We start from the raw sequence: 25228 nt of genomic DNA, 5'->3' as shown, positions 1-25228 counted from the left end.
GGACAACAGGACGCGTCGATAATGAACGAGGAAGTCACGTCTAAGGGGCATGTGCCCAAGGTAAAATGTCGCGCGATTGGCGCGGCGTCCGATTTCCTGAAAGCCATCTCCAATCCGGTGCGGCTTTCGATCCTGTGCGTCTTGCTGGAAGGCGAACGCACGGTGAGCGATTTGGAAGAAATGCTGGATGTTCACCAGCCAACCTTGTCACAGCAGCTTGGCGCGTTGCGCGAGGCAGGGATCATTGAAGGCAGACGCGAAGCGCGCGCTGTTGTTTATCGCGTGGCAGACCCGCGCGCTGGTCAGATTATCGGCCATCTGCGCTTGCTGTTTTCCGATCCTGGCGCTTCGGCAATATGGAAGGGTGCACAGCTTGGTGCGCCCGCACCATCAGAAATGGTGGATAGCTGAACAGGTCGGCTATCCCCGCTTGAAACGGCTTACCAGTTCACGCGCATGCCAAGCTTTCCGTTCCATGCGTAATTGTCGGCATCGAACGTGGTGCTGTAACTGACATTGCCGTAGAGCGACATATTCTTGGTAATTTGCCTTGTGGCGCCGCCTCCGATTTCGATCCATGTCTCTTCGAGATCGGACTTGAACGGAACAAACCCGGTTGCGGACGAAATGTCGACCTGAGCCTTTGCCGTGAATTCGTGCCAGAGATTGACACGTCCCCAGACTGTCGCCAGACGCGCTGGCTCGGTTGTGGTTGCTTCCTCAACGGCCCATGTGCGGGATATGCGGGCACCGATACGTCCCGCCAGAGAATTCAAATCGTCGTACCGAATGTCGGCGGCGCCATCATTGAAGTCGTCGAAGTTGATGGTTTGCCAGACGAGTTGCGCCTGCGGTTCGATTTGCCACTGGTTGCCGAGATCAAAGGGATAGCCGCCCTCAAGCGAGGCCGCAAAACCGAACCCTTTGACATCCTGATCAGGGAAGCCAAATTCCGTGGCCCGGTTTGAACTGGTTGTCATGTTGTACCAGGTGCCTTGCAGGACGCCATCGAGATACCAGCCATTGTCTCCAAGACGCGTCCAGTAGCCACCGACGGAATATGCATCGAAATCATTGCGCCCTGCATCGCGCGTTTCGATCAGCCGGTTCTGGGTCACATCCATGCGTCCGTGACCATAAGCGATATACATGCCGGCATGATCGGTAACGCCGTCTGATTCGTGTCGATAAAAATCGAGCCCGGCCTGTATTGCGCCAAACCGGTAGTCGTACTCGGGGGCGCCGTCGTAAATGCCTTTGGTGTCGCCGTTACGGTGCCCCGAATGACCCAGTCCACGAACCCAGTAGCCGTTGAATTTCGGGTCGGCGCCAATATCCGTGCGGCCTTTAAGTTGTTCCTCTTCGCCGACGCGCTCATGATAGGAACCTATCAACTGCCTGCCATAAATCGCTCCCATCGAGGGGATCGCGGCATAAAGAGACACTTCAGGACGGTAATCAGGCGTCGGGTCCGGGATTGGCGGCACCGGTGGACTTGGTGGGGCCGGAGGATTCGGAGGGGTGGGCGGCACTGGCGTGATTTCCGACCGGAGATACCAGTTCTCTTCGCCAGAAGCGTCCACGCTGCTTCGATAAAGCGAATATTCGTAAGGGCCTGCCACCACCGGTGCGACGAGGTGGAACGCTCCGGCGCTGGTCGTTCCGTCGTTGACCGTATCGACAACGAGAATGCCGTTTCCCGTGGTGAGCGCCCCTTGTCCGCCCGCATTGGCGATCAGCAACCGGCTCGAACCGGATGCTGTGCCGCCGTCGATGATCAGGCGGTCGGACGGGGAACCATCCGTATCAAGATAGGAGTTGATGCCGATCTGACCCGCATTGCCGGTATAGTTGCCGACAGTCAATGTTTTGTACGTGCTGCCGTCGGGCGCGCTGAACTGAATGAGACTATCAATGTTGGTAAGTTCGGTGATGTTCGAGTTACCAGTGACGTTCCACTTCGAATTATCGGACAAGGACAGGTTTGATGTGCTGCCGGCTTCCGTCTGGGCTGCTCCTGTCAGCTGAGAGTCGGATGCCGTTAAATCGAGACGCGCTTCACTGGCTACCTCGAGAACATTGGAATTTCCGGTGACGGACGACGAGGTCAGATCAAGGTCGAGAAATGCCGTACCGCCAAAGACGCGAATAGCTGTCGCATTGGCTGCAGCTATTTCAGCGCCTGAAATCTGCGCCGTGTTATTGCCAGCTGCGCCATAAAGCGCCCGCGCGCTGGTTCCCACCGTCGAAATCGAACCGCCGGTCATCGTCAGATTGCTATTGCCACTCAGATAGATGCCAGAAGCAGATGCTCCTGTCGTGCTGACAGATGTGTCAGTCAAGGTGACGGTTGCGGCAGTGCCGGTTTGAATGCCAGTCGCACTGCTTTCGATAGACGAATTGGTCAGTGAAAGAGTGCCTTGCAAGACGACAGCGCCGCGCTCGGCACCAGAAATTACCGTCAGTCCTGTGCCAGTTATGCTGGAGCCCGGAGCATCGATCCAGAGCGCGAGGCCGCTTCCTGTTTCGACCTTACTGTCGATAAGTGTAATCTGACTGTCGGAAAAGGCTGCGACACCCGTCGCGATCAATGCGTTGATGGTACTGTTACGCATCTCGATGCGGCCTGTAGTTCCAGCGATAATGCCGTAACCCACATTGTCGATCCGGATGTCAGTCCCGTCGGCGGTGACAAGGCTACCGCCAGAGGAGACGATTCCATCGGCACCGCTGCCCGTCGTATGGATTGTTGTGCCGTTGTAGAGATTTATTTGAGAACTCCGCAGGGCCTGTGCGCCGATGGCATTGCCGCCGCCAGTCGTAATCGTGAGGGGTGAAAAGCTCTGAATGTTGCCGCCGTTGCGAGACAGCAGCGCAATACCATCTGTTCCGCCGGTCGTGCCTGTATCAATGGTGCCCGAGGCGGTGAGGGTGACGCCGTCGGCCAAAACCTGCTGAGCCATAGCTAGACGCGGTGAAAACGACAGCGTGCACAAGAAAGTCGCAGAAGAAAGTAGACTGACCAGCAGCCGACCGACAGACTTTTGTGGCTTTACAGATGACAGATTGAACATTCGCACCTCTCCGTCCCACTCGTCGGAGATTAGCTCATGATTCTTTAGGTGGAAAAAGCTTGTTACAGTAAAGTACGCTCGTTCTGACGCGCATAAGATGAATAATTGTCCAGATAACGGCGATCAATCTTGACTTTTTTCTTTGTCGGAAAGTGCTGTATACTCATCAGCAAGAAAGTCGAGGAGCGCGCGAACGGAGGGGAGAAGACCCCGGCGTGACGGAAAAGCGGCGTGGATTATGCCGGTACGCGGCGCCCAACCGGGCAGGACGTCGACGAGTTGTCCGGCTTTCACATCCTCTTCAATCACCATCGTGGGAAACTGGCAAACGCCAATACCTTGAAGGGCGGCCAGTCGTAACGCCACCATGTCATCGGTGATCAGCGAGGGCTTGTAGGGGATTTCAGCCGTTGCACCGTTCGGGCCTTGCAGTTTCCATTCGAAGTTGTTTTTGGACGATCCCCAGGCAAGACCGGGCAAATTGGCAAGGTCGGCTGGCGCTGGTCGGTGACCGTCCGTGAAAAATTCCGGACTTGCCACCAGTCGTTGGCGGCTGTCCGCTAGTTTGCGGATGATGAGATCGCTATCGTCGAGCGGAGGAAACCGCACCCGAATGGCAAGATCGAAGCCCTCGCGGATGACATCCACCCGTCGATTAGTGCTTTCCAGTTCCACTTTCACTTTGGGATATTTCGCCATAAAACGCGCAATCATTTCTCCGACCTGAAAATAGATCACAGAGGCTGGGCAACTCACACGCACCGTGCCTTTCGGTTCCACTTGCATGCGGGCAATGACGTCGAGAGCCGCATCGGCCTCGACCATCATGGCAAGGCAATGGCGATAAAACTCCTGACCGAGTTCGGTCACTGCGAACTGTCGGGTGGTGCGTTGGATGAGACGAACGCGAAGATCTTCTTCCAGCAGGCCGATCCGGCGGCTCAGACGAGAACGCGGTAGGCCAAGCTGTCTGGCTGCGGCTGAAAAGCCGCCAAGTTCCACGACTTTCACGAATAGGCGCAGATCATTGAGATCGGTCACGGCTGCTCTTTCATTGTCCTGTTTTCAGGACAGATTAACCCGAAATCCGATCTACAGGCCAGTTTGTTTCATTCCTATCTTGCTCTCAGACGATGAATTCAACGCTGTTCACACAGCAAACGAGTGAAAAGGAGGACTAAAATGAGCAGCCCAGCAAACTTCCATGGTGAGCGTCCGGTAATCGATCCGAACGATGCAGTCATGCTTCTGATCGATCATCAAAGCGGTCTGTTTCAGACTGTTGCAGACATGCCAATGCCGGTCCTGCGTAATCATGCAGCAGCGCTTGCCCGCATGGCGACGCTGACGAAGATGCCGGTCATCACGACGGCATCTGTGCCGCAGGGGCCCAATGGCCCGCTGATTCCCGAGATTCATGAGAACGCGCCCCATGCTCAATATGTGGCAAGGCGAGGCGAGATCAACGCTTGGAACAATCCCGAGTTCGTCAAGGCGGTCAAGGCGACCGGTCGCAAAACGCTTATCATCGCAGGTACAATTACCAGCGTTTGCATGGCGTTCCCGGCCATCAGCGCCGTTCAGGATGGATATAAAGTATTCGCTGTCGTCGACGCGTCCGGCACCTATTCCAAGATGGCGCAGGAAATCACGTTGGCGCGCATTGTTCAGGCCGGAGTCGTGCCGATGGACACGGCCGCGGTGGCTTCGGAACTCCAGAAGACATGGCATCGCGACGATGCGCAGGAATGGGCGAATGTCTATACGAAGATTTTCCCTCCCTACCAGCTTCTGATCGAGAGCTACATGAAGGCTCAGGAAGTCGAAAAGAACAACGAGCAGCTCGATTCAGAGCGCAGCTGATCAGAACGAGAAAGGGCGGCAATCATTGCCGCCCTTTTGCAATTGAAGCGTCTGGTTTGACTATATTCCTCTAAGTCGCCTGCTTCAGATGGGGATTGCATAAATTGATACGATCATATGAATTGGAGATGCATAATCAAACTATCATGTGATTGACGGTTGATCGCTATTCACGAAATTATAGCCCATCTACATAGCTTATATGCAAGGGAGGTTTGCATGTGGAGGGTTGGAATTGACGTTGGCGGTACTTTTACGGATTTGTTTGCCTGGGAGGAAAAGACCGGCAATCAGGTTACCGCTAAAGTCCTGACAACAAAGCAGGATCGTTCCATCGCAGTCCTTGAATCCATTGAAAAGGCCGGGATTGATATTTCGGATATTTCATATCTGATGCATGGCACAACGACTGCGACCAATGCGCTGATCGAGCGCAGCTATCCCGATGCCGCGTTCATCACGACGGACGGCTTTCGTGACACGATCGAAATAGGACGCCAGCATCGTCAGTACCTATACGATCCCTACCAGACAAAGCCCAAGCCGGTTATTAAGCGGCGGTACCGGTACACGATCCCGGAGCGCGTGAATGTTCGCGGTGAATCCGAGCGTCCGATGGATGTCGGCGCGGCACGTGAGGTCGCTTCCAGAATTAAAGAGGCGGGCATCCAGTCGGTTGGTATCGGCTTTATCAACTCCTATGTCGGTGCGCAGCATGAAGAACAAATGCGCGATATTCTGCTTGAATATTGCCAGGAAATTCATGTTGTTCTCTCTGCGGAAACGCGTCCGATTTTCCGCGAACATGGTCGCTTTGTAACGACTGCCGTTCGTGCGGCGTGCATGCCGGTCATGGTCAAATATATGGACGATCTGGAGAACCGCCTTGGTCAGCACGGCTTTGGTGGAAAACTCCTGATCCTGAAGAGCAGCGGCGGTGTCATGTCGGCTGGTGCGGCACGCCAGCACCCGGAAGACATGCTGGAATCCGGTCCGGCTGGCGGTGTGGCCTATGCCGGGTATCTTACCAAGCAGAGCGGCTTTGAGCGCATCTTGCACACCGACGTTGGCGGTACGAGCTTCGATGTGTCCATCGTCGAGAATGGCAAAGGCCTGATTACGCGTGATCACGAACTTGAATGGGAAGTGCCGATCGTCGTTCCCATGCTTGACATCCACAGCGTGGGTTCGGGTGGTGGCTCCATCGGCTGGGTTGATCAGGGTGGTTCCTTGCGCGTGGGTCCCAAAAGCGCGGGTTCCGAGCCGGGGCCGGTATGCTATGGCAGGGGCGGTACGCAGCCGACAATCACCGACGCCAATTTGATCCTTGGTCGTCTCGATCCGACGCTGAATGGCAAGTTTGATCTGGACGCAGTGGCTGCTGAAAAGGCTATTTCCGCACTTGCGGAGAAGATCGGACTGTCCACGCTTGCGACTGCCGAGGGCATGATCCGGATCGGTTGCGAATACATGGCTCAAGCCGTCAAAAAAGTTCTCGTTGCCCGTGGTCGTGATCCGCGTGATTTCGTCTATGCGAGCTTCGGTGGCGCAGGTGCGTTGCATGCCTGTATTGTGGCCAAGTCGATGAATATTCCAAAGGTCATCGTTCCGCCTCATGCAGGTGTCGCTTCAGCATTTGGGGCAACAGCAATGGATCTGCGTCAGGATATTGAGCAGTTCTATTATTCGCCGGTCAAGGAAGCGGACCTTGGCAAAATCAATACCATCCTTGCGGATTTGGAAGCAAAAGCCACACAAGCCTTGCTGGATCAGGGTTTCCAGAACAAGAGTGATATCGAACTCATCCGAACGGCCCAGATGCGTTATGTCGGGCAATCCTATGAGGTGGAAACACCCTTGCCGCAAGGCGTACTAACGGTCGAACAGTTACCTGATATCGAGAATGATTTCCATGCTGTTCACAAGCAGGAGTTTGGCGTCAGTTCTGAAGACTTTGCGCCGACTTTTGTTTCCTTCGGCGTTACGGCGATTGGCCGGATGGAGGATCCGCCAGCAGTCGAAATCGCGCAGTCTTCAGGCGAAGAGATTCTCAAAGGCCAACGCGATGTTTATTTCGATGGCGACTGGACCAGTTGCAACGTCTATGACGGTGAAGCACTGGGTGCCCGACACGAGATCACCGGTCCGGCCATCATCGAATATGAGCATGCTTGTACGGTTCTGCCGCCAAAGACACGGGCGCATGTCAACACGACAGGTTCGCTTGTCATCGACATTGAAATCTGAGGGAGGAGACAGTGATGGATAGCCAAACCACTCAACATGATGTCGATAACGACATTGATCCGATCACCTTTGAAGTCATGCGCAGCATTTTCGAGTTTGCCAGCGATCGCATGGCGACTGTTCTTCAGCGCTCATCCTTCTCGCCAATTCTGGCAGATATGCTTGATTTCTCCAATGCAATCTACGACGCCGACCTGCAATTGTTGAGCCAGGCTGCAAACTGCCCGGTGCATCTTGCGGCGATGAAGTTCAGCGCGGAGGAAGCCGTCAATAGCATCGGCAAGGAGAATGTTCTCGAAGGCGACGTGCTGGTTCTTAACGACCCGTATCGTGGTGGTACCCACATCAATGACATTACCTTCACCAAGCCGATCTTCTACAAAAAGCAACTGATTGGTTATGGGGTCAGCCGTGGTCATTGGATGGATCTGGGCGGTGGTGGCGCTGGCGGTCAGTCTTTCAGTACCCATATTGCTGCTGAAGGTTTGCGCCTGCCGCCGTTGAAAATCTACTCGCAGGGAAAACTCAACGAAGACCTGATTGCGATTATTCTGAACAATACGCGCACGCCTCACTTCATCAAGGGCGATATTCAGGCGCATCTCGGTGCACTGCTGGCTGCCGAACAGGAAATGCAGCGCGCCTGCGATCGTTACGGCGTTGAAATTGTCCAGAAAGCCATGAAGAAAATACAGGCTTATACGGAAAAGATGGTTCGCGAGAGCATTCGCACGATCCCCAATAGTATCTATGAGGCGGAAGACTATGCCGACACGGACGGCATTAGTCAGCAGCGTGTGAAGGTTAAGGTCAAGTTGGAAATCGGCGATACGTCGATCAAGGTCGATTTCACGGGAACCGACCCAATCTGCCAGGGTGCGATCAACTCACCTCGTGCCAATACAATGTCTGCGGCGCTTTATTCATTGCAGTTCTTCCTGGCGCCTGATGCTCCGCAAAATCAGGGCCTGTTCAATCCGATCGAAGTGGTGCTTCCAGAAGGTTGCTGGCTGAATGCCCAATGGCCAGCGCCGACTATCGGTTGTACCACGCTAACGGCATCCAAAATCACCAGCGCAATCTGGCAGACCTTGGCAAAGGCCATTCCAGAACGGGTGACCGGGTCCACTTGTTCGGATGCGAACTGGTTCGTTGCAAGCTGCACTGATGGTCAGGGCAAGACGGATGTGTTCTCCGATCTTCCGGCTGGCGGCTGGGGTGGAACGCCTTATTCGGATGGCATGAACGTCACAATGGATCCGCTCGGGAACTGCATGAACATGGCTGCGGAAACGGCTGAACTGTTCTTCCCGATTGCCTATGAAGCTTTTGAGCTGAGAAGCGATTCAGCAGGCGCGGGTCGGTATCGCGGCGGATTGGGTGCCCGGTTCAAGGTGCGCTTCTTTGGCGGCGGCGAACTTGGCATGGAAACATCGCGCACTTTGGCTGGAAGTCCAGGCGCAGCGGGCGGTCTACCAAGTGTTGTGCAACGTGCGAGCCATATAGGAGCTGACGGTTCAGCTGCGGTGATTGGTGGTATCGACGGCGATGGCGTGTGGCATAATCCATTGTTGGCCTCGCATAAATTCGCAGCCGGCGAAACATTCATGTTCGAAAGCACCGGTGGCGGAGGTTGGGGCAACCCCAAGACGCGCGCAGTTAACGATGTGCTGGAAGATGTGTTGGATGAGTACATCACCGTGGACGCTGCCAAGGAACTTTATGGTGTGGTCATCGATCCCAAGACGCTGAAGCTCGACGAAGCCGCTACTCTCGCCTCGAGAGCCTAGGCTACCGTATCAACCCGGCGAATAGCATGCGCGGCACCTTTGTGGTGCCGCGCGACGAGAAAACTTCGGCCGAACCCATCCTCCAGACCGGATGTGAGTGAGAAGGCAGAAATCATTATGAAATTCCGGTTCTCAAAGCCGCTTAAACGAAGCTACTGGCAGGAATCCATTGATCCTATCGCCCCTTGCGAGCCGTTGCAGGGGAACGAGCGGGCCGATATCACAATTGTCGGTGGAGGCTTCGTTGGTCTGTGGACTGCGATTACTATCAAGCAACGTGAGCCGGATTGCCGTGTTGTTGTTCTGGAAGCGGACGTGTGCGGCGGCGGCGCGTCTGGGAGAAACGGTGGCTTCGTCATGTCCTGGTGGCCGAAAATCGGCACGCTGAGGTCGTTCTGTAGCGAACAGGAAGCACTTTTTCTGGGTCAAAGCTCGGAAAAGGCAATCTACGAACTTGATGAGTTTTGCCAGACCCACAACATCGATGCGCATTTTGTGCAGAAGGGATGGCTCTGGACTGCCACAACGCCAGCCCATGTCGATTCATGGAATGGAACCCTTGAGGCGTGCGAACGATTGGGAGTGAGGCCTTTTGAACGTTTCTCGAACGATGAGATCAGACGACGCACGGGTTCTACAAAGCATCTGTCCGGTGTTTTCGAAGCGTCCAATGCAACCGTACAGCCCGCAGCACTGGTGCGAGGCATGCGCCGCGTTGCGATAGAACTTGGCGTCATTATTCACGAGAATTCACCCGTTAATCAGCTCGAGGCAGCCTCACTCCTTCAGCTGAAAACGGACCGGGGCGTGGTGTCAGCCGAAAAGATAGTGCTGTCGACAAATGCATGGTCTGCTTCTATACCCGAACTTGCCCGGCTGATTACTCCGGTCAACAGTGCAATTGTGGTGACGCCACCGCTTGGCGCTGATCTTGACGAGCTTGGCTGGGTTGGGGGTGAATCGATTACGGACTCACAGCTGATGGTTGATTATTATCGTACCACGCGGGATGGGCGTATCGCTTTTGGTAAAGGCACAGGCGCGATCTCGTTTGGCGCGCAGATCAATGGTGTCTTCAGTGAAGACCAGAAAAGCATAGATCTCACCAAAGCGGATTTGCTCTCGACTTACCCGACTTTGGCTGGCCGCGCTGTCAGTCACAGCTGGTCTGGACCGATTGACCGCACGTACGACAGCCTGCCTGTTTTCGGTGCTCTGAAGGGGCATCAAAACATTTTCTACGGCATAGGCTGGAGCGGTAACGGCGTTGGTCCAAGCCGGATGGGTGGACGCATTCTTGCAAGTTTGGCGCTTGATCGTGATGACGAATGGAGCCGCTCATCCTTGGTTGGCCGCCAGTGCAGGGCGTTTCCGCCTGAGCCGCTACGTTATCTCGGCGGAAATCTGGTGCGAAACGCTGTTATTCGCAAAGAGCGGGCCGAGATGCGAGGTGTCAAGCCAGCTGCTATTGACAAGGTTCTGGCGGGACTTGCCCCTTCGGGCCTTGAAGACAAATCGTGAGGAGATGGTAATGTCGCCAGTTTTAATGCGCATTGACGATGAAAGCGCCTTTAGCGATTACACGCCTGTTGGGACACCGACGAGCACCACGGTCGCGCAGGTGCGAACGGCTGGCGCCCTTCAAATCCCGGAAGGTAGTTCTGGGATATGGGAATGTACGCCGGGGTGCTTTCGTCGCGGCGTTGCGCAAGCCGAGTTTAGCTATATCATTGAAGGGTCGGGCTGTTTTCGCGGCGATGATGGCACAACGGTGGAGTTTCGCGCTGGCGATACCATCTATTTTGCCGCCAACACGAAAGGCGAGTGGGACATCCGGCAGACTGTGCGCAAAGCCTATGTTATTTTCGGCTAGGAGAGCGTATTGGGCAGAAAGGCGGGAAACGATAACTGGCTTTAAAATTGTTTCAGAAATACAATTCGGCGAAACAGTAAGTCAGTAGAGTTGGTCCATGCCTTTGCGGATTGCAGACATTATCAATATGCCGGAATTGCGTACCCGCGCGGTCGGCGGTGAACAGGGTTTGGACCGGCTCGTCCGCTGGGCCCATGTTTGTGAATTGTCTGACCCTACCGAGTGGCTGGGTGATGGCGACCTACTAATGACCACCGGAATTGGAATTCCCGCTGATCCCGTTGCTCAAGTTAAATATATAGAGGCGCTTTCGGAAGCGAGCTTGGCCGGCATGATGATCGGCGAGGATATGCAGGCTCCGGCTAACCTCGACGCTCTTAAGGAAACAGCAACACGTTTGGGTTTTCCATTGTTGTTGACCCATTATGGTGTGCCGTTCTCGAGTGTCACGAGAGCCGTGATCGATGCTGCTCGCGTGGAGGAATTTGAGCGACGCAATGCGATAGCGCGGGTGTGTGTCAGTGCGCGGATGGCTATTGAAGGTCTGGGTCTTGAAGAACTCTTGCAGCGTCTGGGAAAAGATGTGCGTGCGGAATTGTCCCTATGGGACCCGCAGACCCATGAAGTATGGTTGCCTAAACAGACCGAGCTATCCGAAAAACTTCGTGAATTTCTCTTTCAACAGAAACCGGACGCCACAAATACCCAACCGGTAGTCCGTAGACATGCAATGGAAGGCGGCGAGACGCTTGCCATCTCAATACCGTCTCGAAAGCGATGTGTCTTGCTGGCGCATCGCAATGGTCAGGACTATGTCGATTACAGCCTGCTGAACTATATGGCAGCGGTGCTTGGTATCGCGCTTGAGCGCTTGCATGTGGAGTGTGAGCGCAGCCTTCGTTCCGGTGCGGAACTCATGGAGGAGCTGTTTCAATTGCGCCTCTCTCGCCATCAGGCGAGCAAACGCGTTGAGCAATTTGGGCTTCAGCTGGATGATGCACATCTCGTTGTTGTGCGGCGGGGTGCGATTCAATTTGTCGAACTGGCATCATTGTTCGAGAGAAGTGATGCAGCGGTGCTGCCCTATCCGTTGGGAGAAGAGCTGGTATTGATGACGCAGCGTGGCTTTGCGCCGCAGATTGCCACCATTCTTGAAGCGGAACTGGGTGTCAGTAATCCCGTTGGAAACTGTGATCGCCTCCAAGAAGCGCTTCGCGAAGCGCGACTTGCGCTTGCGCACGCCAACTCCACCCGACCTGCCGTGTTCTACGCGGAAGTCGCCGATAGATTACCTTGGCTGCCGCAGAATCTGGATGAAGCAATGCAGACTTTCCGCCAGGTTCTCGGGCGTCTCGCGGATCATGATGAAGAGTCACGGGCTTCATTGCTGCTCACATTGAAGATTTTTCTCGAACAGAACCGCTCCTGGCAGGCGTCGGCTGAAAAGCTCCATATTCACAAGGCAAGTTTGGTCTATCGAATTCGTCGCATCGAGGAATTAACCGGGCGGTCGCTTAGCAACACAGCCGATGTAACAGCCATGTGGTTGGCATTACAGGCTGCGGAGATTTTGGGACTTCCTCAAATGCACGCAGCGAAACCTTGACCAAGCTATCGACCCGAATAGAGGGTCGGTTTCTTATCGAGAAAGTTCCTGACTGCGTCGCGAAAATCCTGAGTGTAGGTCGCCTCTATGAAAGCTGCCTGCTCTGCTTCCAGCTGCTCGGACAAGGTGAGGTCGTTGATCATTAGTCGTTTGAACAGGCCATAAGCATGGGTTGGTCCGCTCGCGATTTGTGTCACCAGTTCGCTAACCCTTGTGGTGAATTCATCATCGTTGATTATTTCATTGACGATGCCCAGCTCATAGGCCTGTGCGGCAGTGAGTTTCTGTCCCCGCAGCATAAAGGCGAATGCCGCCTGCCGCCCCAGCCTGTTCTTCAAAAACCATGTGCCGCCGCAGTCCGGTACGGTCGCCAGCTTGTCATAAGCGAGAACGAATTGGGCTGTTGTATTGGATATGACGTAATCGCAACCGAGAACCAGACTGAGGCCTGCGCCTGCCGCCGGGCCCTGAACCACCGCAATGACTGGAACGGGGCAAGCCTGCAACGCCAGAATTGCCGGATGCATGTGGCGCAAGAGTGCTTTCAACGCGAGATCAGCCTTTTCGGGATCATTGGCAAAAGCCACAATATCGCCGCCTGCGACGAAGGCGCGTCCAGCGCCGCGGAGCACAATGCAACGCAGACCCTTCGTCACAAGGGTTGCGTAGACGGCATTCTTGAACGCCTCTGCCATTGCTTCATTGAGCGCGTTCAACTTGTCTGGACGATTAAAGGTTATGGTTGCAACGCCAGTATCGGCGTTCTTATCTAGCAGGACTGGGCTCATGTACATCGTTCTCTTTTTGGGGTACCGGTTTCGATAAGTGTGTCGTAGCTCGGATCATTTGGGCCGTTTGATCGTCAGCGTTGTGCTTGCCAGAATGATTGCGGTGCCAAGCAGGGCGCCGGTGCCGGGGGGGATTTGCCAGACGGCCCAAGTGACGACCATCGACCAGGGCAGGCTGGAATAAGCGAAGGGCGCAAGAAGCGAGGGCGATGCCATGCGATAGGCGACTGCGCTGAGTCCGAGCGCGAGACTGGAAAAGCAGGCGGCAGCACAAAAAAGCAAGACATCGGAAGGTGCAACGGGCGTCCAATGCCGAAGCGCGATGGGCATGATGAGGAGCGCCGAGAACCCCGCGCCATAAAAGGCGATCGACCAGATATTATCTTCGGGAGGAATATGACGCGAGCAGACCGCATTGATGGCGTATAGGAGGCTCGCCGCCACGACAAAAAGCATGGCGGGCTTGAATCCTGTTGTGCCCGGCTGAATAGCAACCACCACGCCGCCAAAGCAAAGCAGTACGGCCGCCCAAGCCGAAAGGCTGATTTTCTCCTTAAGGATGGCCCAGGCGATGCAACTGATCATTACGGGCGAGAGGAACAGGATAACCGTCGCCTCCGAAACCGTCAGGTTCTCCAATGAGCGAATGTAGAAGAATGCTGCTGTGAGGCCGATAACGCCCCGCAATGCGTGAACGTCTACTCGTTTTGTGCGGATGCTCGTTTGCTTGGTTGCGCAGCTATGGATCAGATAGAGCACGGGTAGTGCAATGAGACTGCGCACCATAATGATCGAAGATACATGGTAGCGATCAATCAGCAGTTTTGTGATTGTGTCGTTCAAAATGTAAGACAAGCTGCTAAAACAGATGAGAATTGCCGGGACTATTCGATGCAGCGTCATGGCAAAAACTCTCCGGCGGGTGCTTTTCGATTGACGGTGCAGATAGATTCATTGCAACGGCGACTTGCGCTGTATCTCTTCCTCCAGGATGAACTCGATTTCTGCACAGTTTCCCCCATTTCTGACGCTATAATCGACTAAAAATAAATAAATTCAATATTTTACAAAAAAGTTGGACGTTCAGCCAATATTTGTATTGACTTACAGTCTCAGAATTTGAAGATTTACTCAACAAGTTTTCCAGCAGGAGGGGATGGAGTGAGGACACGCGTTACCGAGCTTCTGAAGACGCGTTACCCAATCATCCAGGGAGGGATGCAGTGGGTAGGCAGAGCGGAGCTGGCATCGGCAGTATCCAATGCCGGTGGGCTTGGCATTCTGACGGCGCTGACTCAGCCGACGCCAAAGGATCTGGCGCTTGAGATTGAGCGCTGCCGCCGGATGACCGACCAGCCATTTGGTGTCAATCTCACGATCCTGCCGACGACGTCGCCTCCGCCTTATGAAGAATATCTGGATGTAGCACTGTCTTCCGGTGTCAAGATCATTGAGACCGCCGGACGAAGCCCCAAAGAGTTTATCGCCAAGATCAAATCTGCCGGCGCTATCGTGGTTCATAAGTGCACGGCGGTGCGTCATGCGCTTTCTGCTGAACGTGCAGGGGTTGATGCTGTATCCATCGACGGTTTTGAAGCTGCGGGACATCCCGGAGAAGACGATATCGGCGGCTTGATACTCTTCGCCGCTGCTGCACGACAGGTTCGGGTGCCATTGATCGCTTCCGGCGGTATTGGAGACGGTCGAGGTATGGCTGCGGCCTTGATGCTGGGTGCGGAAGGCGTGAACATGGGAACGCGCTTTTGCGCGACCAAAGAAGCACCGATCCACGACAACATCAAGCAGGCCCTGCTTTCTGCGAGTGAACGCGACACCAATCTTATTTTCCGCACTTTCCGCAATACGGGTCGTGTCCTGAAGAACACCGTTTCTGATGAGGTTGTGACTATCGAACATCGTGCAGGAGGCGCGGAGTTTTCAGATGTGCAACCACTCGTGTCGGGTAGCCGCGGACGAGCTGCACTTTCAACAGGCACTATCGATGACGGGTTGGTTTGGGCAAGTCAGGCTATCGGGTTGATTGATGATATCCCGAGTTGCGGCGAGCTTATCGAGCGCATGGTTTCTGATTGTCGTGCGGCGTTGAAGGGAGGGCTGGAACTCTTTTCCAATTGATGGTGAAGGCCGCCCGAAACGCCTTGGAGGAGGAACGGTTCGGGTGAGCGCATAAAGCAAAATGATCTGGCAAGACAATTGCCAAAATGGGAGGAACAATGAAAACCAGGATTATGATTGCGACAGCAGTCGCGATGTTTGCCAGTGCTGCATATGCCAACGAGACTGTGAGCTATGCATCCTATGGCGGGGCCTATCAGGAAGGCGTGCGCAAAGCCATTCTTGACCAACTGCCTGCGGATCACGGCATGACGGTGGTTGATTACGTGTTGGCTGGCGGTATACGCGACATCAGAACAAAGGTGCGCGCCAAGGCTGTCGATATCGACGTTGCGGAGCTTTATGGCGGTCTCTGTGATCTGGCTGGGACGGAAGATCTTCTCGTCCCACTGGATTATTCCAAGATTCCCAACGCATCCGGTATTCCAGAGCATTTGCGCAGCAAATATTGGGTTGGTTTTACTGCTTATACGACGGTTCTGGCCTATAACAAAAATGTCTATGGCGACAATCCGCCCAAGAACTGGACCGACTTCTTCGATGTCAAAAAGTTCCCGGGTAGCCGGGCCATATCCGGCAATTCGCCCGCGACGAATATGGAAATCGCGCTCATGGCGGATGGCGTGGACAAGAAGGATATCTATCCGATCGATATGGATCGCGCGATGGCGAAGTGGCAAAAGCTGAAGCCCGACATCGCGGTCCAGTGGGCGACAGGCGCGCAGGCCACACAGCTTGCGACCTCCGAAGAGGTCGATATGCTCTCCATTTGGGCGGCCCGTATTGATGCTGCAATCAAAGAGGGTGCTCCTTACACCTATAAGCTTACCGATGCGGTGATGGATGTCGAGTGTCTTGTCATTCCAAAAAACTCGCCAAATCCTGAAGGCGCGATGCGTCTGATCAATCATTTGCTTGATCCGAAATATCAGGCGCGTCTGCCCGATTACATTTCATACGGTCCGATGAATCAGGACGCTTTTCGTCAGGGACTGGTATCACCTGAGAAGGCCGCCAGGATCATTACAAGCGGTGACAACCTGAAGCAGCAGCTCATCACCAATATGCCGTATTGGGCAAAGCACAGTGAAGAAGCCCAGACGAAATGGGATTCAACCATGATGAAGTGACCGGTAGCCAAGGTGCGGGCTATTTGAGCCCGCACCATCTGCTGGTCCATTTCGGGCTCCCATTATTCTCACCGGTTCGACGCCCGGAATAAGCGGTGTCGTCAGATGGAACATATAGATGCCTCACTCACCGATCACGGCTCTACCGGTAACGATCCGGTCATTGTCAAAGCACTATGGATCAGTTCGCGCGGTTGATGATGTCTCATTCAACATTCAGGCGGGCGAATTCCTGACCCTGCTCGGTCCGTCGGGTTCCGGCAAGACCAGCCTTCTGATGATGATTGCAGGTTTTTCAAGGCCGACTACCGGATCGATCCGTATTGCCGATCAGGAGATCATTCACCTGCCGCCGCATAAGCGCAATATCGGCATGGTGTTTCAGAACTACGCTTTGTTTCCGCATATGTCGGTTCAGGAAAACGTCGCCTATCCGCTGCGTCTCCGCAAAGTGTCGAAGAGCGACGTTGAAACGCGTGTGAACCGGGTTCTGGATATGGTCCAGTTGTCCGGTTATGGCGCACGACGGATCAATGAACTGTCTGGCGGTCAGCGTCAGCGTATCGCACTAGCGCGCGCCATAATCTTTGAACCACGCATTCTCCTCATGGATGAGCCTCTGTCCGCACTGGACAAGCAGCTTCGCGAGACGATGCAGATCGAAATTCGGAAACTACATGATCGTCTTGGTATGACGACCATCTCCGTTACTCATGATCAGCGTGAGGCGCTGACCATGTCGGATCGGATCGCGGTGTTTTGCAATGGCAAACTGGCGCAGATTGCAACGCCGTCAGACCTCTATGAGAAGCCAGACAGCCGTTTCGTTGCTGAATTCATCGGCGAAACCAGCTTTTTGCCTTTGCACAGAACGCCTGATGGCTTCAGCTACGACAACAAGCCTGTGCGCTTTGTCGGAGACGTGTCTGGGCTCGGCGGTGATGCTCTGCTGTCGTTGCGTCCGGAACATCTTCGGATTGTCGTTGACGAACCGCGCGCTGAGCAGAACGGCGATAATATTTTCAAAGGGCTGGTCACCTCGTCAATCTATCAAGGCGAGTGCCTCCTCTTCGAAATCATGCTGGATGGCGGCCACAAAGTCTTCACACGTGTCGCGAACCGGTCAGACAATCACGGCTCCCTGCCGCGCGCTGGCGAGCGTGTGACGCTCGGTGTTGAAAGGGCTGATACACGCTATGTCCGGGCGGAGGCTTCGTCATGAAGGATGCAGTTATTGCAGCTCCGATAACAAGCAGTGAGCTTGATGAGAACAGCCGCCTCTTGAATAGGGAAAGACGGAACGAAATCTGGTCGATGTTGGGCCTGACAACGCCTGCGCTACTGATCGTTGGTGTCTTGATGGTGGCGCCGCTGGTTTGGTTGCTTTCCATGTCTGTCATCGATGTGACCGGCCAAATGAGCCTCGAAAATTACCGGCTTTTTTTCTCGGAAGAAGCCTATGTTGAGATGTTTCTCAACACATTCCGGATTGCATTGATTGTCACGGTCATCTGTGTGCTTCTAGGCTATCCAGTCGCCTATCTGATCTCGATACTGCCAAGCAAATGGGCAGGCCTTTTGATGCTTCTGGTGCTGGTTCCATTCTGGACATCGGGACTTGTACGCACCTTTGCATGGCTCATCATTTTGCAGCGCAACGGCGTGGTCAACAAGACGCTTGCCTTCCTTGGCGTCATCGATCGGCCCCTCACGCTCGTGCACAACACGACAGGCACCGTCATCGGTATGGTGCATATCATGGTGCCGTTTCTGGTGCTGCCGCTCTATGCGTCGATGAAGACAATTGATGCCAATCTGATGCGCGCTGCCGCGAATGTCGGCTCATCGCCGACCCATGCGTTCTTCCGTATATTCCTGCCTTTATCGATGCCTGGGCTTGTTGCGGGCACCGTCATGGTTTTCGTCATGTGCCTCGGCTTTTATATCACTCCGGCATTGCTGGGCGGCGGGAAGGTCAAGCTGATTGCACAGCGTATCGAAGAGTCGATCTCGCTTTATCCAACTTGGGGACCCGCAGCAGCCCTTGCGGTACTTCTGCTTGCGATGACGGCGCTGTGTCTGTGGATCAGTCTGGTCCTTGTGCGCTGGCTCTCGTCCGGTCGTTGAGGTGGTATCATGGAATCTCACATCTCTCATCGGGATCGACTTTGGCTTTACATTCTGGTTGGCGCTGTCATCTTCTTCCTGATTGCACCCACACTGATTGTCATCCCTGTATCCTTTAGCTCCAGCACCGCACTGATATTTCCACCCGCTGGATGGTCGCTGCGCTGGTATGATGCCTTTCTTCATCAGGAGAAATGGATTGATGCGTTGTGGGTATCCCTGCGGGTTGCATTGGGCACCATGGTGCTGGCAACGATAACCGGCGTCGCAGCTTCCTATGCGCTCAATCAAGGCCGGTTTGGTCTGAAAAATCTCATCCGCACCACCTTGGTCGCGCCGCTCGCCGTGCCGTCGATACTAATCGCCATAGGAATATTCTTTGTCTATGCGAGCATTGGCGGAATACTCAACACGATCTTGGGCATGATATTGGGTCATTCGGTTGTGGCTATGCCTTTTGTCATCCTCACAATGACGGCCGGGTTCAGTGCCTATGATGAAAGTCAGGAAATGGTTGCGCGTAGCCTTGGCGCCAATCGTTTCAAGGCCTTTATGACCGTAACATTGCCGCAACTGAAGCTATCAGTGATCACCTCCATGCTTCTGTCATTCCTGATATCCTTCGACGAGTTGATTATCTCCCTGATGGTGGCGTCCGGACCTATGTCCACACTACCGCGTGTCACATTTGCGACCTTGCGTGATGATGTCGACCCCACCCTTGCGGTTGTTTCAACAGTGATGTTGGTTGTGACTTCGGTGCCTCCATTGCTGCTGCATCTCTACAGTCTGAAAGCAGCAAAGAAGGGGGCTCAACCATGATTGATACCTTGAATGTCGAGTTCGCTGGCTATCTTTCGTTGCAGCGTGAGGGATCCGTTCTCGTGATCCGCATGGTCAAGCCGAAGGTCAATGCGATTTGCCGGACATTAAGCCGTCACCTGGAAAAGGCAGCATTATATCTTCAAAACGATCCGGAATTGCGCGTTGGTATTCTCACAAGCGGATCTGACAAAGCTTTTTCTGCTGGCCTCGATTTCAATGAGGCTGGTCGCGAAGATCAATCCGGTCCCGGCGCGCTGGAAGGCGGCTTTGGCGGCATTACAACCTTGTGGTCTTTGAAAAAGCCTCTTATTGCGGCCATCAATGGTCCAGCCGTTGGTGGGGGGCTGGAACTGGCCCTTGCCTGCGACATGCTTATCGCTGCGGAAAGCGCCTTTTTCCAGTTACCCGAACTGGAGCGCGGGCTTTTGCCAGATGGTGGCGGTCTTCAGCGTTTGCCGCGCCGTATTCCTTACCACGTCGCAACCGCGATGATCTGGACTGGCATGCCGATGAGTGCGCAGGAAGCCTTTCGTTGGGGGCTTGTCTATCGCGTGACGGCGAAAGAGGAGCTCATGGCCGCAGCCATGTCGGTTGCCCAACACATTGCCGGAACAGCGCCACTGGCACAGCAAGCCCTGAAAGAGACCTTGCGGGCTGTGGACGGTTTTTCCGAGCGGGACGCCATGCATCTGCGCGCCGATGGAAGGGCAGATCTCGCGACATACGAAAAAATGCTGACATCGCAGGACATGATCGAAGGGCAGCGCGCCTATCTGGAGAAACGCGCGCCGCAATGGAGCGGAAGCTAGAGGACCAATAACAACGGAACGTGCCCTCCAATCTAGGGCAGAAATGGGAAAAATGTTTAAGTTTATCAAAGTCGAACGGCATGGTGCCGTTGGGGTGATTGCGCTCGACCGTCCGGAAGCACGAAACGCGCTTGGCATGGGCCTAACAATTGAATTGCGGAGGGCTCTTCGTGAGGCGGCATTGGACGCCGATATGCGCGCCTTGATCTTGACCGGTCGTGGTGGCGCATTCTCTGCTGGAGCCGACGTCAAGGAATGGGCAGCCGGCAAGACCGACTGGCCGGATATGAACTGGGTGGAAGAGTCGCTGCGTCTTGTCCAGCAGGTCAACGACATGCCAAAGCCCGTGATCGCAATGATTGAAGGGGCAGCTGTTGGTGCCGGTCTCGATATGGCACTTGCCTGTGATTTTCGATATGCATCGACGAGCGCCAAGTTCATCTGTTCCTACACCAATGTGGGTTACAATCCCGACTGTGGTGGAACCTGGCTTTTGCCGAGAATTGTCGGATTGGAGACGGCCAAACATTTCGTCTATACCGGCGAATTGTGGAATGCAGAAAAGGCGCTGGAGAACAGGCTGGTCAGTCATGTCAGTGCGCCTGAAAATCTTTGGGCCGAAACGCTCGCATTTGCACAAAAGCTCGCAAGCGGTCCGACGGTCGCCATAGCGCAAGCGAAGAAGCTTCTCAACGCATCCAATCTTCGCAGCCTGTCCGATCAACAGCTTGAGGAAGTACTGGCCGGGAAAATCTGTGCGAAGACGAAAGATCATGCAGAGGGTTTGGCGGCGGCCAATGAACGTCGCGCGCCGCGCTTTATTGGTGCCTGAGGGGGATAGAATATGGATTTTTCATTGAGTTTCGAACAGCAGGCGCTCATCGACTCCCTGGAAGAGTTCTGCAAAAGAGAACTTTATCCGCATGAAAACATCGTTGAGGAGTTACGGTACGTTCCCGACGAGATAAAGGACGAGATTAAACAGAAGGCGGAGGATGCCGGTTTTGCCGGTATGAATCTGCCCGAAGAATGGGGCGGTCCCGGTCTCGACAAGCAGACGAAAATGCAGGCGGAGCGCGTGCTCGGCAAGGTCAGTTCGGCGCTGACAATGTGTATGAATCGCGGGGTCACGGGAATTCTCTTCAAATGCAAGGGCGAGCAGATTGAGGAATATCTGAAGCCTGCAATCCGGGGCGAGCGCAAGGATGCTTTCGCATTGACGGAGCCGGGGGCTGGTTCCGACGCGCGGGGTATCACCACCAAGGCGGTGAAGGAGGGAGATCACTGGGTTATCAATGGGGTCAAACAATTTATCTCCCATGCTGACATCGCTGATTTCATCATTCTGATAGCCGTTACCGGCGTGGACGAGACACAGCGCGGGCGTCGGAAAAGGTTTACGTCATTCCTTATCGACAAGTCTTTGCCGGGTGTCCGTGTTGAGCCGATGAAATCGATCGTGACACGCGGTTACAATCCGACCATGGTGTATCTTGAAGATGTGCGCGTGCATGAGGACAAGATATTGGGCGAGGAAGGCAAAGGCTTTGATATGGCCAATGAATGGCTTTATGACGGCCGCGTTGCCTTGTCAGCACATTGTGTAGGGCGCGCGGAACGCATCTTCGAGATGAGCAAGGAATGGGCGGGCACGCGCAAGGCATTCGGTAAGACCATTGGCGAGTTTCAGGGCGTCGGTTTCAAGATAGCCAACATGGCTGTAGATGTTAGGCTGGGCGATCTGATGGTGAAGGAGGCGGCCTGGAAGATCGAAAATGGATTGATGAACCGGACGGAAGCCTCGATGGTCAATTACTATTGCTCTGAGATGGTTTTCCGGGTCGCGGACAATTCGGTTCAAATCTTTGGCGGCATGGGACTTATGGAAGAATTCCCGATACAGCGCTTCTGGCGTGATGCCCGTATCGAGCGCATATGGGAAGGAACGTCGGAAGTTCATCAGGATATTATCGCCAGGGATCTGCTGAGCCCTTATCGACAATAATTGACGCAGGATTCCGTATTTTAGAAGGTAGCTGATGAGAAGACAGAGCAAACCACGGCAGACGAATGAAATCAGGAAGCAGGAGCTGATCGTTGCTGCGTTGAATTCGATCATCAAGAACGGATATCTGAATTCGACGATTAACACGATCAGCGATGAATCCGGGTTCTCGCGCGGACTGATCAATCATTACTTTGCCAGCAAAGAGGATTTGCTGACGGCTGCTCATCGCTATTATCTTCAAAATGCGGATGATTTTTATCGTCATCTGATGACATCGACCACCACTGGTAACTTCCAACGGCTGATTTTTGCAGCCTCCGGCCCGTTTCTTCGCGATATCGGGTATCACCCATTGCTGATCCATTACATGAGCGCGGCCTGGGTGGTGCCTGAGATACTCGCGCTCCATCGCAGTCTGTGGGGGAAGTATCGGTCGTTCATCGAACGCCGGCTGCTGGCCGTCGCCCATGACAAGGGTATGGAGATTGACGTGCGGCTGGAAGCTATCACACTGACCCAGCTGGCAGATGGTTTGTGGCTTGGCCGTGTCATGGAACAGACCTACACGGATGAGGAATGCTGCATCATCCTTCGCAAATGGCTTTGCGGTTTGTTCGGCGAAAAGCCGGAAGACTATCCGTTGAGGCCGGACTTCGGGGTGGATGAGTTTCCAACATCGGCACCGTTGCCAAAGAGATTTAATACCTATCCCATCCAATCCGACGATCACTGATATGTCGCGGAGGCGATAGGGGAGCGTTCACGGGAGGAAAGAATGCTAAAAACCCATGCGCTTGCGCAGGATGGATTCGTGCGCCCAGCGTTGAGAGAGAATTTCAGGCGATTGCTGGCGCCAAAGACCATGGCTTTCATTGGGGGCGGTCAGGTTGAATCGACCCTGAAAACCTTGCGCGAGCAGGACTTCGCAGGCGAGGTTTATGTAGTCAATCCTAAGCGCAGCGAGATTGCGGGATATCCATGCGTCGCATCGATTGCCGATCTGCCTGTTTCTCCCGATGCGGTCTTTCTGGCTGTGAATGCTGACGCTACGATTATCGCGTTGCGGCAACTGGAAGCGCTCAAGGCCGGGGGTGTCGTTTGTTATGCTTCTGGCTTCTCAGAGATCGGCGAAGCAGGCATGGCACGTCATGAGGCTTTCATTGAAGCGTCTGGTGACATGGCTGTGGTTGGTCCCAATTGCTATGGCCTGGTCAACTACGTCAATCACGGCAGCATCTGGCCAGCTCTTTATCCGCAGCTTAAAGGCGGTCGCGGTGCAGCCGTCATTTCTCAAAGCGGCAATGTGACCGGGCATCTGGTGTCGAACAGCCGTTCGGTCCCTTATTCCTATCTTATCAGCGCGGGTAATCAGGCTGTCCTCGGGTTTGAAGACTATATTGACTGCCTGATCGATGATCCCAATGTCACCTGTCTTGGCCTGTTTATGGAAGGAATCCGCGATGTGGAGGCCTTTTCGCGGGCCTGCCTGCGAGCGCGGTCACACAAGATACCGGTGATTGTTTACAGGTCTGGCCGGTCGGAACTCGGCGCGGTTATGGCGGCTAGCCATACCAGCTCGCTGGCGGGGCAAAATGAGTATTATGAAGCGCTTTTCAAAAAGCTGGGCGTGCTGGAGACTGATACGGTTCCACAGTTCCTGGAGATGATGAAACTCGCTTCGATCTGCGAACCTTTGGGCGGCGGTCGGGTCACGGTGTTCTCAAGTTCGGGCGGTGACAACGGCCTTGCAGCGGACTATTGCTCTTTCTCAGGCTTGAAATTGCCGCAACCGAACAAGCATCAGGTCGATACGATCAAGCCGATGTTGCCGGATTTCGGGCATGTTTCCAATCCGCTCGACTTTACAGCCGGTTACTGGGGTAGCGAGCCGTTGTTGACCCCGATGTTTACAACGATGCTGGAAGCTGACGTCGACGCCGGAATTCTCGTGATCGATTATCCGCCCGTCGGATCACCCTACAAAGACAAATCAGCCCATCAGGCGATGGATCGCGCTTTGGCTGCGGCGGGACGTGCAACCGGCAAGCCGGTCTTTCACGCATCGGTCAATACTGAGAGTATCCCTCCGGAAGATGCCGCCATGCTCATCGAGCAGGGAATTGTGCCTTTGAACGGCTTGCATGACGCGGCTCGCGTTATTGCTTTGTGGGCCGGGTATTGCGGAATGATCGCAAACGACGTTGCGACCGGATGCGAGAGAAATCCGGTGCCGTCGCGAGCCAGAAAGATGTCTTCGGATGCCGATGCTAGGGTTGTGCATGAAGCGGAATCCAAGCGGCGGCTGAGCGCCTTTGGGTTGCCCATACCGGCTGGGCGCGTCGTTTCACTTCCAGAAATACACACGCTCCCTGAACATTTTGACAAGCCAGTCGTGTTGAAAGTGCTGCATGAAAAACTGGCACACAAGACCGAAGTTGGCGGCGTTGCACTGAACATCAGGTCTCGCGCAGACGCGATTATCGCTGCCGAGAAGATGGTTGCGTCCGTTGAACGTCACGATCAGTCGATTAGGCTTGAAAACTTCCTGCTTGAGCCGATGCAGTCTGCGCCTCTTGCCGAGCTGATTGTCGGCGTCAAAAGGGATCCGCTATTCGGTCAGGTTTTGGTGATTGGCGCAGGTGGTATTCTTGTGGAACTGCTCAAGGATGCTGCCACCCTGCTTCTCCCGGTCACACGGGATGAAGTGAGTTCGGCGCTCCGAAACCTGAAAAGCTTCAGTCTGCTTGACGGTTTTCGCGGGCAGCCAAAGGCCGATCTCGATGCGGTTGTGGATGCAATCATGGCAATCGCAAGCTATGCCGACCAGCACCATAAAACCTTGCTTGAACTCGACGTTAATCCGTTGATGGTGGGACCTGATGGTGCTGTCGCGGTGGATGCACTTATTGTTGAGACAGTCGGGGCTTGACCAAAGCCCCACGCTTATGACGG

21 protein-coding genes are annotated in these 25228 nt (G+C 54.5%); 17 read left to right on the top strand and 4 right to left on the bottom strand.

Annotated elements, in window-relative coordinates; translation table 11 throughout:
- Positions 1-21 precede the first annotated feature (21 nt).
- Entirely contained in the window at positions 22-411 is a 390-nt protein-coding gene (locus tag ACTJKP_RS10600; RefSeq protein ID WP_078337287.1) for an ArsR/SmtB family transcription factor, read from the top strand.
- A 29-nt stretch (positions 412-440) separates the two neighbouring features.
- Here the strand turns inward: ACTJKP_RS10600 and ACTJKP_RS10595 are convergent, their stop codons facing one another.
- Together ACTJKP_RS10595 and ACTJKP_RS10590 are read right to left on the bottom strand one after the other, a co-directional pair.
- Positions 441-2963: an autotransporter family protein gene (locus ACTJKP_RS10595; protein ID WP_440630608.1), complete on the bottom strand. Its 2523-nt coding sequence runs from the start codon at positions 2961-2963 to the stop codon at positions 441-443.
- A 234-nt stretch (positions 2964-3197) separates the two neighbouring features.
- The gene (locus ACTJKP_RS10590) at positions 3198-4115 is read right to left on the bottom strand and encodes a LysR family transcriptional regulator (RefSeq protein ID WP_440630607.1); all 918 of its coding nucleotides are present in this window, start codon (positions 4113-4115) and stop codon (positions 3198-3200) included.
- 141 nt (positions 4116-4256) lie between these two features.
- Between ACTJKP_RS10590 and ACTJKP_RS10585 the strand changes: the two genes are divergently transcribed.
- The 6 genes from ACTJKP_RS10585 (at position 4257) to ACTJKP_RS10560 (ending at position 12453) form a co-directional block, all read left to right on the top strand.
- Positions 4257-4937: a hydrolase gene (locus ACTJKP_RS10585; protein WP_440630606.1), complete on the top strand. Its 681-nt coding sequence runs from the start codon at positions 4257-4259 to the stop codon at positions 4935-4937.
- 219 nt (positions 4938-5156) lie between these two features.
- Positions 5157-7184 (top strand): hydantoinase/oxoprolinase family protein, encoded by a 2028-nt coding sequence (locus ACTJKP_RS10580; RefSeq protein WP_440630605.1) that lies wholly within the window; start codon positions 5157-5159, stop codon positions 7182-7184.
- A gap of 14 nt (positions 7185-7198) precedes the next feature.
- Positions 7199-8974: a hydantoinase B/oxoprolinase family protein gene (locus ACTJKP_RS10575; RefSeq protein ID WP_440630604.1), complete on the top strand. Its 1776-nt coding sequence runs from the start codon at positions 7199-7201 to the stop codon at positions 8972-8974.
- 117 nt (positions 8975-9091) lie between these two features.
- The gene (locus ACTJKP_RS10570) at positions 9092-10495 is read left to right on the top strand and encodes an NAD(P)/FAD-dependent oxidoreductase (protein ID WP_440630603.1); all 1404 of its coding nucleotides are present in this window, start codon (positions 9092-9094) and stop codon (positions 10493-10495) included.
- Positions 10496-10505: 10 nt separating this feature from the next.
- Positions 10506-10847, top strand: coding sequence for a cupin domain-containing protein (locus ACTJKP_RS10565; RefSeq protein ID WP_440630602.1), 342 nt, complete (start codon positions 10506-10508; stop codon positions 10845-10847).
- A gap of 97 nt (positions 10848-10944) precedes the next feature.
- A complete protein-coding gene (locus tag ACTJKP_RS10560; RefSeq protein ID WP_440630601.1) occupies positions 10945-12453 on the top strand; it encodes a PucR family transcriptional regulator in 1509 nt (502 codons plus the stop codon).
- A 5-nt stretch (positions 12454-12458) separates the two neighbouring features.
- Here ACTJKP_RS10560 and ACTJKP_RS10555 read toward each other — a convergent pair whose 3' ends face one another.
- Both ACTJKP_RS10555 and ACTJKP_RS10550 read right to left on the bottom strand, forming a co-directional pair.
- Positions 12459-13241, bottom strand: coding sequence for an enoyl-CoA hydratase/isomerase family protein (locus ACTJKP_RS10555; protein WP_440630600.1), 783 nt, complete (start codon positions 13239-13241; stop codon positions 12459-12461).
- Positions 13242-13295: 54 nt separating this feature from the next.
- Complete coding sequence (locus tag ACTJKP_RS10550) at positions 13296-14144, bottom strand: DMT family transporter (protein ID WP_440630599.1); 849 nt, start codon at positions 14142-14144, stop codon at positions 13296-13298.
- Positions 14145-14459: 315 nt separating this feature from the next.
- Between ACTJKP_RS10550 and ACTJKP_RS10545 the strand changes: the two genes are divergently transcribed.
- From ACTJKP_RS10545 to ACTJKP_RS10500, 10 genes are all read left to right on the top strand, one after another.
- A complete protein-coding gene (locus tag ACTJKP_RS10545) occupies positions 14460-15377 on the top strand; it encodes an NAD(P)H-dependent flavin oxidoreductase (RefSeq protein WP_440630671.1) in 918 nt (305 codons plus the stop codon).
- A gap of 98 nt (positions 15378-15475) precedes the next feature.
- Positions 15476-16507, top strand: coding sequence for an ABC transporter substrate-binding protein (locus ACTJKP_RS10540; protein ID WP_078337212.1), 1032 nt, complete (start codon positions 15476-15478; stop codon positions 16505-16507).
- A gap of 118 nt (positions 16508-16625) precedes the next feature.
- Complete coding sequence (locus tag ACTJKP_RS10535) at positions 16626-17729, top strand: ABC transporter ATP-binding protein (protein WP_440630598.1); 1104 nt, start codon at positions 16626-16628, stop codon at positions 17727-17729.
- Positions 17726-18634, top strand: coding sequence for an ABC transporter permease (locus ACTJKP_RS10530; protein ID WP_440630597.1), 909 nt, complete (start codon positions 17726-17728; stop codon positions 18632-18634). The genes ACTJKP_RS10535 and ACTJKP_RS10530 overlap by 4 nt, the downstream gene beginning before the upstream one ends.
- Before the next feature lie 9 nt (positions 18635-18643).
- A complete protein-coding gene (locus ACTJKP_RS10525) occupies positions 18644-19456 on the top strand; it encodes an ABC transporter permease (RefSeq protein WP_440630596.1) in 813 nt (270 codons plus the stop codon).
- Entirely contained in the window at positions 19453-20268 is an 816-nt protein-coding gene (locus ACTJKP_RS10520; protein WP_440630595.1) for an enoyl-CoA hydratase-related protein, read from the top strand. Before ACTJKP_RS10525 ends, ACTJKP_RS10520 begins: the two co-directional genes overlap by 4 nt.
- Positions 20269-20320: 52 nt before the next feature.
- A complete protein-coding gene (locus ACTJKP_RS10515; RefSeq protein ID WP_440630594.1) occupies positions 20321-21100 on the top strand; it encodes an enoyl-CoA hydratase/isomerase family protein in 780 nt (259 codons plus the stop codon).
- A 12-nt stretch (positions 21101-21112) separates the two neighbouring features.
- Positions 21113-22273: an acyl-CoA dehydrogenase family protein gene (locus ACTJKP_RS10510; protein WP_440630593.1), complete on the top strand. Its 1161-nt coding sequence runs from the start codon at positions 21113-21115 to the stop codon at positions 22271-22273.
- 34 nt (positions 22274-22307) lie between these two features.
- Positions 22308-23009, top strand: a complete 702-nt coding sequence (locus ACTJKP_RS10505; protein ID WP_440630592.1) for a TetR/AcrR family transcriptional regulator — start codon at positions 22308-22310, stop codon at positions 23007-23009.
- A gap of 42 nt (positions 23010-23051) precedes the next feature.
- Positions 23052-25205 (top strand): acetate--CoA ligase family protein, encoded by a 2154-nt coding sequence (locus ACTJKP_RS10500; RefSeq protein WP_440630591.1) that lies wholly within the window; start codon positions 23052-23054, stop codon positions 25203-25205.
- Positions 25206-25228: the final 23 nt, after the last annotated feature.

The organism is Brucella sp. 22210, assembly GCF_052045675.1.
In the GTDB taxonomy this organism is placed as follows: domain Bacteria; phylum Pseudomonadota; class Alphaproteobacteria; order Rhizobiales; family Rhizobiaceae; genus Brucella.
Note: the sequence above shows the minus strand (reverse complement) of the source record. Positions and strands in the feature narration are given on the sequence as shown.

Coding starts and splice junctions, on each gene's coding strand:
- ACTJKP_RS10580 (WP_440630605.1), top strand. CDS start 5,157: ATGTGGAGGGTTGGAATTGACGTTGGCGGTACTTTTACGGATTTGTTT.
- ACTJKP_RS10545 (WP_440630671.1), top strand. CDS start 14,460: ATGCAGTGGGTAGGCAGAGCGGAGCTGGCATCGGCAGTATCCAATGCC.
- ACTJKP_RS10515 (WP_440630594.1), top strand. CDS start 20,321: ATGTTTAAGTTTATCAAAGTCGAACGGCATGGTGCCGTTGGGGTGATT.
- ACTJKP_RS10565 (WP_440630602.1), top strand. CDS start 10,506: ATGTCGCCAGTTTTAATGCGCATTGACGATGAAAGCGCCTTTAGCGAT.
- ACTJKP_RS10505 (WP_440630592.1), top strand. CDS start 22,308: ATGAGAAGACAGAGCAAACCACGGCAGACGAATGAAATCAGGAAGCAG.
- ACTJKP_RS10595 (WP_440630608.1), bottom strand. CDS start 2,963: ATGGCTCAGCAGGTTTTGGCCGACGGCGTCACCCTCACCGCCTCGGGC.
- ACTJKP_RS10570 (WP_440630603.1), top strand. CDS start 9,092: ATGAAATTCCGGTTCTCAAAGCCGCTTAAACGAAGCTACTGGCAGGAA.
- ACTJKP_RS10525 (WP_440630596.1), top strand. CDS start 18,644: ATGGAATCTCACATCTCTCATCGGGATCGACTTTGGCTTTACATTCTG.
- ACTJKP_RS10530 (WP_440630597.1), top strand. CDS start 17,726: ATGAAGGATGCAGTTATTGCAGCTCCGATAACAAGCAGTGAGCTTGAT.
- ACTJKP_RS10560 (WP_440630601.1), top strand. CDS start 10,945: ATGCCTTTGCGGATTGCAGACATTATCAATATGCCGGAATTGCGTACC.
- ACTJKP_RS10575 (WP_440630604.1), top strand. CDS start 7,199: ATGGATAGCCAAACCACTCAACATGATGTCGATAACGACATTGATCCG.
- ACTJKP_RS10600 (WP_078337287.1), top strand. CDS start 22: ATGAACGAGGAAGTCACGTCTAAGGGGCATGTGCCCAAGGTAAAATGT.
- ACTJKP_RS10555 (WP_440630600.1), bottom strand. CDS start 13,241: ATGAGCCCAGTCCTGCTAGATAAGAACGCCGATACTGGCGTTGCAACC.
- ACTJKP_RS10520 (WP_440630595.1), top strand. CDS start 19,453: ATGATTGATACCTTGAATGTCGAGTTCGCTGGCTATCTTTCGTTGCAG.
- ACTJKP_RS10550 (WP_440630599.1), bottom strand. CDS start 14,144: ATGACGCTGCATCGAATAGTCCCGGCAATTCTCATCTGTTTTAGCAGC.
- ACTJKP_RS10540 (WP_078337212.1), top strand. CDS start 15,476: ATGAAAACCAGGATTATGATTGCGACAGCAGTCGCGATGTTTGCCAGT.
- ACTJKP_RS10500 (WP_440630591.1), top strand. CDS start 23,052: ATGCTAAAAACCCATGCGCTTGCGCAGGATGGATTCGTGCGCCCAGCG.
- ACTJKP_RS10510 (WP_440630593.1), top strand. CDS start 21,113: ATGGATTTTTCATTGAGTTTCGAACAGCAGGCGCTCATCGACTCCCTG.
- ACTJKP_RS10535 (WP_440630598.1), top strand. CDS start 16,626: ATGCCTCACTCACCGATCACGGCTCTACCGGTAACGATCCGGTCATTG.
- ACTJKP_RS10585 (WP_440630606.1), top strand. CDS start 4,257: ATGAGCAGCCCAGCAAACTTCCATGGTGAGCGTCCGGTAATCGATCCG.